Origin of the sequence: Streptomyces sp. NPDC051662, assembly GCF_040681655.1 — a bacterium.
In the GTDB taxonomy this organism is placed as follows: domain Bacteria; phylum Actinomycetota; class Actinomycetes; order Streptomycetales; family Streptomycetaceae; genus Streptomyces.
In genome coordinates this window covers 479,812-494,406 of the sequence record NZ_JBFAZD010000003.1, presented here as the reverse complement: position 1 = coordinate 494,406, position 14,595 = coordinate 479,812, and the positions used below count along the sequence as shown (strand labels likewise).

Sequence of the window (14,595 nt, the reverse complement as noted above, 5' to 3'; positions counted from 1 at the left end):
CTGGCGTGTGCTCCTTACGGCGGTGCGGACGGGATCGACGCGGTCCGACCTGGTCACGAGGTCTCAAGTTCGTTGTCGAGGTAGCCGAAGAGTTCGTCGTCGGTGGCGGACGCGAGGTCGGACTCGACGTCCTCGACCGGGTCACCGGCCCGCGCGTCGCCCCACCTGGCGAGCAGGGCGCGCAGCCGCAGATCCACCTTTGTGGCGGTGCCGTCGTTGGTGAGGGCGAGGAGCGCGCTCTCCAGCTTGTCGAGCTGGTCGAGCACTCCGGTCTCCGGCTCGGGCTCGGTGCGCGGGAGCAGCGTGAGCAGGTGCCGGGCGATCGCGGCGGCCGACGGGTGGTCGAACACAAGTGTCGAGGGCAGCCGCAGCCCGGTGGCCGCGGTGATCCGGTTGCGCAGCTCCACCGACGTCAGCGAGTCGAACCCGAGGTCCCGCAGCGCGCGGCCGGGGTCGACCTGGGTGTCGACCGCGTGGCCGAGCACCGCCGCGACCTGTGCGCAGACCAGGTCGAGCACCGTCTGCTCGCGATCCGCGGCGGACTGGCCGGCGATGGTGTCGGCGAACGTCGCGGTGGCTACGGGGGTGGTCGCCGCCGTGACACGGCGGGCGGGGGCGCGGACCAGGCCCCGCAGCATCGGGGGCAGCGTGCCGTCCGCCGCCTGCCCGCGCAGGGCGGCGGTGTCCAGCAGGACCGGTACGAGTGCGGCGCGGTCATCGTCCACCGCGGCGTCGAAGAGCGCGAGCGCGTCCTCCGTGGGCAGTTCGAGGACGCCGGAGCGGCCGAGCCTGGCCCGGTCCCCCGCGTCGAGCCCCGCTGTCATGCCGCTCGCGGCCGCCCATATGCCCCACGCCAGCGAGACGCCGGGCAGACCGAGTGTGTGGCGGCGCCGCACGAGCGCGTCGAGCGCGGTGTTCGCTGCCGCGTAGCTCGCCTGGCCCGCGGTGCCGAGGATCCCGGCCGCCGAGGAGAACACGACGAACGCGGACAGGTCGGCGTCCCTGGTCAGTTCGTCCAGGTGCAGCAGGCCGTCGACCTTCGGGCCGAATACGTGGTCGACCCGCTCGGGCGTGAGTGACTCAAGCACGCCGTCGTCGACAACGCCCGCCGCGTGCACGACCGCGCCGAGCGGCCGGTCCAGCGAGGCCAGCAGCGCCGCCACCGAGTCGCGGTCGGCCACGTCGCAGGCCGCGACGGACACTTCGGCGCCCAGCGCCACCAGTTCGTCGTGCAGGTCCTCCGCGCCCTCGGTCGCGAGCCCCTTGCGCCCGGCCAGCACGAGGTTGCGGAAGCCCAGGTCGGCGACCAGGTGCCGGGCGACCAGCGCGCCGAGCGTGCCGAGGCCGCCGGTCACCAGGACCGGGCGGTCCGGGTCGACCGGCGCGGGCACGGTCAGCGCGACCTGGCCGGTGTTACGGGCCCGGCCGAGGTGGCGCAGCGCCTCGGGGGCGCGGCGGATGTCCCAGGCGCGTACCGGCAGGGGGCTCAGCGTGCCCGCCTCGAACAGCGCCAGCACCTCGGCCAGCACCTCGCGCAGACGGTCGGGGCCCGGCCGTGTCAGGTCGAACGTGGCGTACTCGACGCCGGGCGGCAGCTCGTCGTGTGCGCGGGCGCCGGCCTCGCTCAGCTCGATCAACCGGCCGCCGTCGGGCAGGAGTTCAAGGGAGGCGTCCGCGGTCTCCGGCGCAAGCGGGTTCAGCACCACGTGCACGCCGCGACCGCCGGTCTCTGCGGCGAACCTCGCCGCGAGGTCGGTGTCGTGCGGGGACGCCAGGTGCGAGTCGGGCACGCCCGCCGCCCGTACGGTGTCCCACTCGGCGGGGTTCTCGGTCGCGAACACCTCCGCGCCCCAGTGCCGGGCGAGCTGTACGGCCGCCATGCCGACGCCGCCCGCCGCGCCGTGGATCAGCACGGACTGGCCCCGGCGCAGACCTGCCAGGTCGTGCAGGGTGCAGTAGGCCGTGAGGAACGCCGACGGCACCGACGCGGCGTGCGCGAAGGACCACCCGGCGGGCACCGGGGCGACCAGCCGGCGGTCGGTGACCGCGAGCTGCCCGAAGCCCTTGGTGACGATGCCCAGCACGCGGTCGCCCACCGCCAGGTCGGTCACCTCCGCGCCGACCTCGGTCACCACGCCCGCGACCCCACCGGTCTGCTCGGCCGCGCCGGGGTGGGCGCCGGGGGCGATCGGCGCGTCCGGGTGGTTCAGGCCCGCCGCCCGGACGGCGATCCGCACCTCGCCGGGCGCGAGGGTCGCGAGGGCGTCGGGGTGCGGGACCAGGGCGAGGTCGTCCGGCGAGCCGCCCGGTTCCCTCCCCAGCCGCCATGGGCCGTCGGCGGGCGGGGTGAGCGGGCCGTCGGTGGTGGCACGGACGAGCCGGGGCACCGTCACCAGGCCGGCCCGCACGGCCGACTGGGGCTCGCCGGAGGCCAGCGCGGCGGGCACGGCGCGTGCGGACTCCTCGGTGTCGTCGAGGTCGATGAGCGCGAACCGGCCGGGGTTCTCGGTATGCGCCGACCGCACCAGCCCCCATACGGCGGCCTGCGCCGGGTCGGGCGCATCGGTGTCGACCCCGCCGCGGGTCACGAACACCAGGCGGGTGTGGGCGGTCCGCCCGTCGGCCAGCCAGTCCTGGGCCAGGGCCAGTGCCCAGGACACCGTCTCCCTCACCGCCTTCCCGTCCGCTTCCAGCACCTCGGACGGCCGGGGGCAGGGGGCGAGCAGATCGGTCACGCCGTCGAGTGCGCCGAAGTCGGAGACGGTCGGCGCGTCGACACCGAGGTCGTCCGTGCCGAGCACGGCGAGTGCGACCGGCCTGTCCTCGGTCCCGTCAACAGGCGCCCACTCCAACGCGAACAGGGCGTCGACGGTCCGGGAGGCGGTCCGCCGTAGCTCCACCGGTCGCATCACCAGCGACTCGACGGTCGCCACGGGCCTGCCTGTCGGGTCCGCGATGACCAGCGACATCTCATCCTGCTCCAGGGGCGACCAGCGCACCCGCAGCGCCGACGCGCCGACGGCGTGCAGCCGCACCCCCGTGAAGCTGAACGGCAGCCGGGGGCCGCCGCCGGTCTCGTCCAGCGCGCGCAGCACGGGAGCGTGCAGCGCGGCGTCGAGCAGGGCGGGGTGCACGCTGAAGCCCTCGCCACCGGTCCCGTCCGGCAGGGCGACCTCGACGTACACGTCGCTGCCGAGGCGCCAGGCCGCCCGTACCGCGCGGAACACGGGCCCGTAGTCGTAGCCGAGTTCGGTGAAGCGGTCGTAGATGTGGTCGACGTCCATCGGCGTCGCGCCCTCCGGCGGCCACGCCGCCGGCTCGGGGGTCTGTGCGTCGCCCGCCGTGAGCGTGCCGGTCGCGTGCTCGGTCCATGGCGCGTCCCGGTCGGCGTCCTCGTCACGCGAGTGCACCCGGATGCTCCGTCTGCTGTCGGTCTCCGCGCCGACCGCGACCCGCAGGACGACACCGCCGCGTTCGGGCAGGACCAGCGGGGCGTGGAGGGTCAGTTCCTCGACCGTGTCGAGATCGCAGTGGCCCGCGGCGTGCAGGGCGAGGTCGAGGAAACCCGTGCCGGGGAAGAGCACCCGGTCGCCGACACCGTGGTCGGCGAGCCACGGCTGGGTCCGGGTGGACAGCCTGCCGGTGAACACGACGCCGTCGGAGTCGGGCAGCGCGATCGCGGCGCGCAGCAGCGGGTGGTCGCCCGCGGCGACACCGAGGGCCGCTGTCGCCCCGTCGCCCGCGGGCGCGACGGCCGCGGTCAGCCAGTACCGGTCGTGCTGGAAGGCGTAGGTGGGCAGATCGACGCGCGTGCCCCGGCCGTCCAGCGCGGCGGCCAGGTCCCGCAGCGCGCCCCGGACATGGAGCTGCGCGGCGGCGAGGGTCAGCGCGTCCGGTTCCGGCCGGTCGGTGCGCAGCGTCGGCACGAACACGGCGTCGGGGGCGCTGTCCTGGCCCATCGCGGTGAGCACACTGCCGGGCCCGACCTCCACCATGGTCGTCACGCCCTGGGCGACGAGCGCCGTAACACTGTCGGCGAACCGCACGGGTTGGCGTACGTGCCGCACCCAGTAGTCGGGCGAGGCCAGTTCCTCGGCGTCGACCTGCGCGCCGGTCAGGGTGGACACGATCGGCAGCGTGGGCGGGTTGGCGGTCGTGGCCGCCACGACGCGGCGGAACCGCGCCAGCATCGGCTCCATCAGGGGCGAGTGGAACGCGTGGCTGACCCGCAGCCTGGTCACCTTGCGCCCTTGCGCCTTGAGGCGGTCGGCGAGGTCGACCACTTCGAGTTCGCTGCCGGACAGGACCAGCGAGTCCGGACCGTTGATGGCGGCGATACCGACGTACTCGGAGCACTCCGGCGCGATCTCGGCCTCGGTGGCCTGCACCGCGACCATGACGCCACCGGCGGGCAGTTCCTGCATCAGCGCGCCGCGCGCGGCGACGATCCGGCAGGCGTCGGCGAGCGAGAACACGCCCGCCACATGCGCGGCGGCCAGTTCGCCGATCGAGTGGCCGGCGAGCGCGTCGGGCCGCAGGCCCCAGGACTCCCAGAGCCGGTACAGCGCGACCTCGACGGCGAACAGCGCGGGCTGGGTGTACTCGGTGCGGTCCAGTACGGCCTGGTCGTCGCCGAAGACCACCTCGCGCAGTGGCACGGCCAGCAGCGGGTCGAGATGGGCGAACACCTCGTCGAGCGCGTCGGCGAACACGGCTTGCTCCTCGTACAGGCCCCGGCCCATGCCGATTCGCTGGGAGCCCTGGCCGGAGAACAGCACGGCGAGCCTGCCCGCGTCGGGAACGCCCCGCACCACGGCCGGGTCGTCGGCGCCCTCGGCCAACGCGTCGAGACCGGCGCGCAGTTGGGCCGTGCCGGTACCGAGCACGACCGTACGGTGGTCGAGCGCGGCCCGTCCGACGGCGAGCGTCGCGGCGATGTCCAGCGGCGACAGCTCGGGCCGCTCGTCCACGGTGGACGACAGGCGGGCGGCCTGCTCGCGCAGCGCGGCGGTGTCACGGGCGGACAGCGCCCAGGCCAGCATCCGGCCGTCGGGCTCCGCCACCGGGGGCGGGGCGACGGGTTCGGCCTGTTCGAGGATGACGTGCCCGTTGGTGCCGCTGACGCCGAACGAGGAGACGGCGGCCCGCCTCGGCCTGCCGGTCTCCGGCCACGGCCGGTGGTCGGCCAGCAGTTCCACGGCGCCGGTCGTCCAGTCCACGTGCCGGGACGGACGGTCGAGGTGCAGGGTGCGTGGCAGCACGCCGTGCCGCATCGCCAGCACCATCTTGATGACGCCGGCGATGCCGGACGCCGCCTGGGTGTGGCCGATGTTCGACTTCAGCGCCCCCAGCAGCAGCGGCTGGTCGGCGGGGCGGTCCTGACCGTAGGTGGCCAGCAGCGCCTGTGCCTCGATGGGGTCGCCGAGCCGGGTGCCCGTGCCGTGGCCCTCGACCGCGTCCACATCCGAGGCGGACAGGCCCGCGTCCGCGAGGGCCGCGCGGATGACCCGCTGCTGCGCGGGCCCGTTCGGCGCCGTCAGTCCGTTCGACGCGCCGTCCTGGTTCACCGCGGAACCCCGCACAACGGCGAGCACCTCGTGGCCGTTGGCCCGTGCGTCGGAGAGCCGTTCCAGCAGGACGAGGCCCGTGCCCTCGCCCCAGCCGACGCCGTCGGCGGCGTCGGCGAAGGGCTTGCATCGGCCGTCGGGGGCCAGACCGCCCTGGAGGCTGAACTCGGCGAAGGGCGTCGGCGTCACCATGATCGCCGTGCCGCCCGCCAGCGCCATCGAGCACTCGCCCTGCCGCAGCGCCCGCACCGCGAGGTTCAGCGCGACCAGCGAGGACGAGCACGCGGTGTCCACGGTGACGGCGGGTCCGCGCAGACCCAGCGAGTAGGCGACCCGGCCCGACACGACGCTCAGCGCGTCACCGGTCGTCCGGTAGCCGTCCATCTCGGGCGTCGCCTGCTCCAGAGTGCCCGCGTAGCCCTGCGGCGAGGCGCCGATGAACACGCCGGTGAGGCTGTCGCGCGCCGAGGACGGGGCGATGCCCGCGCGCTCGAAGGCCTCCCAGGCCAGTTCGAGCACCTGCCGCTGCTGGGGGTCCATGGCCAGCGCCTCGCGCGGCGAGATACCGAAGAAGCCCGCGTCGAACCCGCCCGCGTCAGCCACGAAGGCACCCTCCAGGGTGCGGCTGTGGCCCTGGGCCTCCGCGTCGGCCGCGTACAGCCGATCGGTGTCCCAGCCCCGGTCGTCCGGGAACGGTCCGATGGCGTCGTGCCCGTCGAGGACGAGCGACCACAGGTCCTCGGGTCCGCGCACGCCACCGGGCAGGCGGCAGCTCATCGCCACCACCGCGATCGGCTCGTCGGCGTCATGGGTCGCGGTCCGGCCAGGCGCGGCGGTTCCCCGCTCGCCGAGCACCACGGAGAGCAGATGACGGGCCAGTGCCTCCGGCGTCGGGTGGTCGAACATGACGGTCGTGGGCAGCCGCACGCCGGTGGCGGTGTTGAGACGCTTGCGTACCTCGATGGTGGTGAGGGAGTCGAAGCCCAGCTCACGGAAGGCCCGGTTCGGTGTGACGGCGTCGGGGCCGTCGTGGCCGAGCACCGCCCCCGCGTGGCCGCGGACCAGATCGAGCAGCAGCCGGTGCTGGTCGGCCTCGGTGAGCCCGGCCAGCCGGCCGGCCAGCGCCCCGCCGGAGGCCGGCTGCTCCACGTCGTCCCGCGCTGTCAGCGCGACGACTTCGGGGATCTCGCTGATCAGCGGGCGCGAGCGGGCCGCCGTGAAGCCGGGGGCGAAGCGGGCCCAGTCGATGTCGGCGACCGTCAGAGTCGTCTCACCCGCCGCGAGAGCGCTTGCGAGTGCGCCGATGGCGAGTTCCGGGCGCATGGGGCGCATGCCTCTGCGGCGCAGTTGGTCGTCCAGGCCGCCCGCGCCCATCCCCTCGCCCGCCCACATGCCCCAGGAGACCGAGGTGACGGGCAGGCCGGCGGCGTGGCGGCGCTGCGCGAGGCCGTCGAGGAAGGCGTTGGCCGCGCCGTACGCTCCCAGCTCGCCGCTGCCCCATATCGCCGACCCGGAGGAGAACAGTACGAACGCGTCCAACTCGCGCCCGGCGCACAGCTCGTCGAGGTGGGCCGCGCCCCGGGCCTTCGCGGCGAGGGCGTACGCGAGGTCCGAGGTGCCGGTCTCGGCCAGCGGGAGGGAGGGGACGGTGCCCGCCGCGTGGAAGACCGAGCGGACCGGTGTGCCGTCGGCGTCGAGCAGGGCGAACAGGTCGGCCAGTGCGGCACGGTCGGCGGCGTCGCAGGCGGCGACGGTGATCCGGGCGCCGAGCGCGGTCAGTTCGGCCTCCAGCTCGCGTGCGCCGGGCGCGTCCGGGCCGCTGCGGCTGGTCAGCACGATGTGCTCGGCGCCGTTGCCCGCCAGCCAGCGGGCGACGTGGCCGCCGATGGCGCCGGTGCCACCGGTGATCAGTACGGTGCCGCCGGCGCGCCAGGCGAGTGCCTCCGCCGGTGCGGAGGCCGGGGTCATGCGCCGCACGGACACGCCGGAGGCCCGGATCGCCAGCTGGTCCTCGTCCGTCTGCCCGGCCAGGACGGCGGCGAGCCGCGTCGCGGTTCTGGCGTCGGGGGTCACGGGGAGGTCGACGATGCCGCCCCAGCGGTCCGGGTGCTCCAGGCCGACGGCCAGCCCGAGGCCCCATGTCTGGCTCTGCGCCGGATTGGTCAGCGGGTCGGACCGCCCGACGGACACCGCGCCCGTCGTGGCCAGCCACAGCGGCGCGCCGATGCCGGCGTCGCCGAGCGCCCGTACGAGCGCCGTCGTGCCGGACAGTCCACTCGGGACGACCGGCGACGCGGGGTCGGGCCGTTCGTCCAGTGCCAGCAGGGACAGCACGCCACTGGGCACGACGCCCGCGGCGCGCAGCGACTCCACCGAGCCGTCGGTCTCCAGGACATCGGCGCCGTGGGCGCGCAGCGCGTCGACGGCCGCCGCGCGCCAGGGGTGTTCCGCCTCGTCCGGCGATCCGATCACGAACCAGGTACCGGTCAGTGTCGGCGTGTCGGCGGCGCCGAGCGGGCGCCAGGTGACCCGGTAGCGCCAGGAGTCGACGGCGGACCGCTCCTGCCTGCGGCGTCGCCAGTCGGCCAGGCTGGGCAGGACGTCGGTCAGCGGCGCGTCGACGGGCACGTCCAGTGTCGCGGCGAGTTCACCGCGCTCCACCGCGGTCCAGAACTCCTCCAGTACGGGGTCGCCGCCCGCCGTCGGGCGGGCCGTCTCGGCGAGCCAGTAGCGCTTGCGCTGGAACGGGTAGGTCGGCAGGTCCACGCCACGCCCGGCGGGCACCGCGGCGCGCCAGTCGAAGGGCAGGCCCTCCACATACGCCTCGGCGGCGGAGAGCAGGAAGCGGTCGAGGTCGCCGTCGTCGCGGCGCAGCGTGCCGATGACGACGGCCTCGCCGCCGGTCGCGTCGAGTGTCTCGCGCACCCCGTAGGTGAGCACGGGGTGCGGGCTGCACTCGACGAACACTCCGGCGCCCCAGTCGAGCAGGCCGCGGGTCGCGTCCTCGAACAGCACGGTGTTGCGCAGGTTCCGGTACCAGTAGTCCGCGTCCGCGTCCGTCCCGGTCAGCCACTCCCCCGTGACCGTGGACAACATCGGTACCCGTGCGGGCATCGGCTCGATCCCGGCCCACACGGTCGCCAACGCCTCCCGGATGGGCTCGACATGCGGCGAGTGGGACGCGTAGTCGATGGGGACCCGGCGGGCCCGGACGCCCTCGTCGCAGGACTCGATCAGCTCGTCCAGCGTGTCGATGTCGCCCGCCACGACCACCGAGCGTGGGCCGTTGACGGCGGCGATGGTGATCCGTCCGTGCCACCGCGCGACCCGCTCGCGTACGTCGTCGAGTGGCTCCGCCAGTGACACCAGGCCACTGCGTCCCGCCAGCGCCCGCAGTGCCTTGCTGCGCAGCGCGACGATCTTGGCGGCGTCTGCCAGTGACAGCGCCCCCGCGACATGGGCGGCGGCGATCTCGCCCTGGCTGTGCCCCACCACCGCGTCCGGCTCGACGCCGTAGGAGCGCCACAGCGCGGCGAGGGACACCATGACGGCGAACAGCGCGGGCTGTACGACGTCGTCCCGGTCCAGCTCGGCGCCGTCGGCCAGGACGTCCCACAGCGACCAGTCCACGTGCGGGGCGAGCGCGTCGGCGCACGCGTCGAGCGCGTCGCGGAACACCGGCGACGACTCGGCCAGCGCGGCGCCCATGCCCAGCCACTGCGAGCCCTGGCCGGGGAAGACGAACGCCACCTTGCCCAAGGGCCGCGCGACACCGACCGCCGTGCGGGCGGACGCGGCGCCTCGGGCCACCTCCGTCAGTGTGTCGGCGCCGCCCGCCACCATCACGGCCCGGTGGTCGAACACCGACCGGGACAGCAGGGCGTCCGCCACGTCGGCGGGCGCCTGCCCGGCCAGGACGGTGGCGAGTTGAGCGGCGTGGGCGCGCAGGGCGTCCTCGGTGCGCGCGGAGAACACCAGGGGGACCGGCTTCGATGTCGGCGGCGGGTCGGCCGGACTCTCGTCGGGCGCCTGCTCCAGTACGGCGTGGGCGTTGGTGCCACTGATACCGAACGAGGACACACCGGCCCGCCGGGGGCGCGCGACCTCCGGCCATGGCGTGGTCTCGGTGACCAGGGACACGGCGCCCGACGACCAGTCCACGTGCGGGGTGGGCTCGGTGATGTGCAGGCTTCTGGGCAGCTCGCCGTGGCGCAGCGCGAGCACCATCTTGATCAGGCCCGCGACGCCGGACGCCGCCTGCGTGTGGCCGATGTTCGACTTCACCGAGCCGAGCAGGAGCGGCCGGTCGGCCGGGTGCTCCCGGCCGTACGTGGCGAGCAGCGCGTCCGCCTCGATCGGGTCACCGAGCCGCGTGCCGGTGCCGTGCGCCTCGACCACGTCGACCTCGGCGGCCGGCACGCCCGCGTCGGCGAGCGCCTGCCGGATCACCTTGCGCTGCGCGGGGCCACTGGGGGCGGTGAGGCCGTTGGACGCGCCGTCCTGGTTGATCGCGGTGCCCCTGATCAGCGCGAGCACGGGGTGCCCGTTGCGCCGTGCGTCGGACAGCCGTTCGAGCAGCACCATCGTGGCGCCTTCGGCGAGACCGAACCCGTCCGCGCTCGCGGAGAACGCCTTGCACCGGCCGTCGGGGGCCAGCGCGCGCTGTCTGCTGAACTCCACGAACAGGCCCTGGGACGGCATGACCGTGACGCCGCCCGCCAGGGCGAGGGGGCACTCGCCGCGGCGCAGCGACTGCACGGCCAGGTGCAGGGCGACCAGCGACGACGAGCACGCCGTGTCGACGGAGATGGCGGGCCCACCGAGCCCGAACGAGTAGGAGAGCCTGCCGGACGCGACACTGCCGGTGTTGCCGGTGAGCAGGTAGCCCTCCAGGTCCGCGGGCGCCTCGTGCAGCCTCGGCCCGTAGTCCATGGTCATCGCGCCCACGAACACGCCCGCCCCGCTGCCCCGGAGCTCCGTCGGGTCGATGCCCGCCCGCTCCATCGCCTCCCAGGCGATCTCCATCAGCAGCCGTTGCTGGGGGTCCATCGCCAGCGCCTCGCGCGGCGAGATACCGAAGAACTCAGGGTCGAACTGGGTGGCGTCGTGCAGGAATCCGGCCTCGCGCTGGTAGTAGCCGCCGGCCCGCTCGGCGTCCTCGTCGTAGCGTCCTTCCAGGTCCCAGCCCCGGTCGGTGGGGAACGCGGTGACGCCGTCGCCGCCGGCGGACAGCAGCTCCCACAGCTCTTCGGGGCTGCGCACGCCGCCTGGCAGGCGGCAGCTCATCGCCACGACGGCGATCGGCTCGTCGTCCCCGGCCGCCGCGGCGGGAGCGATCGGCTCGTCGATCTCGGCCGGCCCGCCGAGCAGAACCCGGTTGATGAGTACGGCCAGGCCCCGGCACGTCGGATTGTCGAACACCGCCGACACGGGCAGGTTGAGCCCGGTGGCCGCGTTCACCAGATTGCGCAGCGCCACCGCGCCCGCCGAGTCGACGCCCAGCTCCAGCAGCGGCGCGTCGTCATGAGCGGAGGACTCGACGTCCCCGCCGACAACGGCGGCGACCTGCGCGCGGACCAGGTCGAGCAGGAGGCCGACCCGGTCGGGGGCGTCCGCGAGCCGCTCGGCCAGCGAGGGGGCGAGGGCGGTCGCGGGCGCCGGGTACAGCGGGTAGGCGGGCAGCGGCACCGCGCGCGCGTCCCGGCCCGCGAACACCGCCTCCCAGTCGGGGAGTGCTCCGTGCGCGTGTACTTCGGCCAGCGCGGTGACCACCTGGTCGACGCCGCCCCGTCCCCTGCGCAGTGTGCCGACGACGGCGGCCTCCACGGCGGCGGCCTCGGCGGTCTCCTGCACGGCTCTGGTGAGGACGGGGTGCGGGCTCGACTCCAGCAGCAGACGGTGCCCCGCGGCGAGCGCGGCGCGCGTGGCGCTCTCGAAGTCGGCGGTGCCGCGCATATTGCGGCACCAGTGGTCAGCGGTGAGCGCGAGCGGATCGACCCTCGTGCCCGTGGTGGCCGTGTAGATCGGCACGTCCGTCGGGCGGGGTGTGATCGGGGCGAGGTCGGTGCGCAGCATGTCGAGTACCGAGTCGACTTGGCGTCCGTGCGCCGCGAGGCGGATCGCGATACTCCTGGCTCTGACGCCGTCGGCGGCGAGCTCGGCGAGCAGTTCGCCGGCCTCGTCCTCGGTCCCGGAGACCAGGACCGAGCCGGGGGCGTGCACGGCGGCCAGGTCGAGTCCGTCGTAGCGGGTCAGCCGCTCGCGGACGTCGTCGGCTGACGCCAGCACGGACAGCATCACACCGCGTTCGAGCAGATGGACCTGCGCCCGGCTGAACAGGGCCACGGCCCGCGCGCCGTCCTCGATGGACAGTGCGCCCGCGACGGTCGCGGCCGGTATCTCGCCCATGCTGGAGCCGATCACGGCGCCGGGCCGCACGCCCCAGGACCGCCACAGCGCGGACAGGGACACCATCATCGCCCAGAGCGCGGGCTGCCCCACGTCCGGGCGGTCCAGCGACGGTGTGTCAGCCGTGCCGCGCAGCACCTCCAGCACGGGCCAGTCCACGAACGGTGTGAGGGCTTCCGCGCAGGCGTGCAGATGCTCGGCGAAGACCGGCGACGCGGTCAGCAGTTCGTCGGCCATGCCCAGCCACTGCGGCCCGTGCCCGGGGAATACGAAGGCGACGCCCTCCGCCGCGGCCCGCGCGGGATGCCCGGTCAGGAGCCCCGGCACCGGTCGGCCCTCACTGACGGCGAGCAGCTCACCGGCGAGCCGCGCGCGGTCCCCAGCGACGAACACGGCGCGCTCGGCGGGCGCGGGCCGGGTCGTGGCGCCGGATAAGCGGGATAAGGCGAGGGATAAGGCGACGTCGACGAGCGGGAGGGTCGGCTCGGCGTCGAGCAGTGTGTGCAGGTCGGCGGCCCGCGCCCGTAGCGCGTCCGCGCTGTGCGCCGACAGTGTGACCGGGACGGCGGGCCCGTCCGGCGCGGGGCGGCCGGGCCCGGGACGGCCCGAGAGCAGCGCGGCCTCGACCAGAGCGGGGACGCCGTCGGGCCACTCCTGGTCGGTTCCGAGCCGGTAGGCGAACGTCGCGGTCCGCGCGCTGTCCTCGCGGGTGAGCACGGCGAAGGCCCCGTGGGCCCCGACCAGCGCGAGGTCGCACTCACCGGACCTCAGGGCGGCGACGGCGGCGGCGACGGGGTCGTGCCCGGTCAGGCACGGGCCGACGAAGCCGAGCACCCGCGCCGTCTCGCTCGCGTCGTCCCCGCCCGCGCCGTCAACGGCCAGGTAGACACCCACGCCTGTCGGGTCGTCCGCTCCGATACCCGCGTCGTCGCAGGCCAGCCAGGCGGACTCCAGTTCGACCGTACGGTCCGCGGGCAGCGGCACACCGGTCAACCCGGCCAGTACGCCGGCATCGCGCTCCGCCCGTACCGGCGCCGCGGGCGCGGCCCCGATGACGGCGACAGCGCCGGTGTCCACTCGTTCTGATTCGCACATGGCAGCCTCTGCTCTCGTCAGTCGTCCACCAGAATCGAAACGCTTTTCTTGGCGACGCCGCCGCCATAACGGCCGCAATTCAAGCCAGCGCCTCGCGAATTGTCAACCAATGCATGGTCGGCTGCGTTGACGGATCGCGCACCTGACGGGAATGCCCATCGGGGCCGCACAGGCACATGCCGGAGCTCATGGACTCCCGGAATTTACCGAGCGAACTTCGGAAATTAACCCGGCCATCGGCGCCTCCGGAAAACGACCGGGGCGGCTCTTGCCCATGTGCCGAAACTCGTATATGTCCGAGCCGAAAGCCGATTGTATACGGCGATGGAATCAGCCCACCGACCGGATGCGTCACAGGTCACACGGAACACCTGAAATGGCGTCCCGTTCGGTCAGCCAATGGCTTCGACTTAATTAAAACTTTACGAACCCTGGGAGACCGGGCGCCGACGCCGGGAGCACCGGTGAACGCGGGCCAGGGCACGAGAGCGGGCCGGCTGGACAGCGGTGCTCGTACGGCGGCGACGAAACCCGGCCGGAACTCGATGCCTGGTCGGCCGAAAGGGAGCCCCGCCGCGAGCTGGATGGCGAAAACCACGACGGCAATGGCCTGAATGAATCCGCGCGCCCAGGAAGAACAGCGCTCGGCTGCTGGTCAGGGGGTGAGCCACGGGCTTGGGCGGGCCGGCCTCAGCAACCGGCCGGACGACTGTCACGCCACTCATCACGGCGGCCCCAGCGGTGGGCCATGACGGCGAGGTGACCGGTGGGGTGACCGGTGAGGTCATGCCGTGGGGGGCGTCTGAATAGCCGACGAAGAACCTGGAAACGCATTTCCATAACGCGCCGTTTACCGCGACGAAACGCAAGTCGAGATCGAGGTTCGCGCGAGATGGATCCACGTATCACAGGACGGCCGGAACACCGTGGGCGCAGTCAACAGCCCGACCCGATATCCACACGGAAGCCCCGAAGCGAGCGCCTGAAAGTAACCGGAACCTGTACCGCGCACTTCTGGGCATGGGGCTCGATACGGAGGGCCAAAGGAAAGGCACTGCGGGAAGCCCGATTGCACACGCGGGTGAATTCGCGCAAAGTCACCATGAATACGATGCCCTGCGGTTCCGTACCTGGTCCAGACTATCGGAATGGGCGTTGCCCGCACCAGCCTCTTCGCTTGTGGTTATGGGAAGCGAAATATCACGTCCCTACCGGTGCGCAGGACCCGCCGCCACGCGTGGCGAATACGCCTACGCATATGCCACCGCGAATGATCGAAGCCCCGCTACCTGGCATTGCTTCGCGTCGCCCGCGTCCGCGACACCTGACGCCGGCCCGTTCGACACTCCGCACACCGTGTCCAGGGAGTGAGCCTCCACGGGCGCATCGTGCCCGTTTCACCGCCCCCGGCGCTCCGTTTGCTGCCCGCTTGGGTCCGTTCCCGCTCGCCGCGGTTCATCTCGCCTGTCCGGCACACCCCATTGGGCCCACAACCCAACAACCCGCGACACCACCACGGGCGTCG

At 73.9% G+C, this 14,595-nt stretch carries 1 protein-coding gene; it reads right to left on the bottom strand.

The genetic code is table 11. The features are described from left to right. Positions 1–53 precede the first annotated feature (53 nt). Positions 54–13,052, bottom strand: coding sequence for a type I polyketide synthase (locus AB0M67_RS07495; RefSeq protein ID WP_365743631.1), 12,999 nt, complete (start codon positions 13,050–13,052; stop codon positions 54–56). Positions 13,053–14,595: the final 1,543 nt, after the last annotated feature.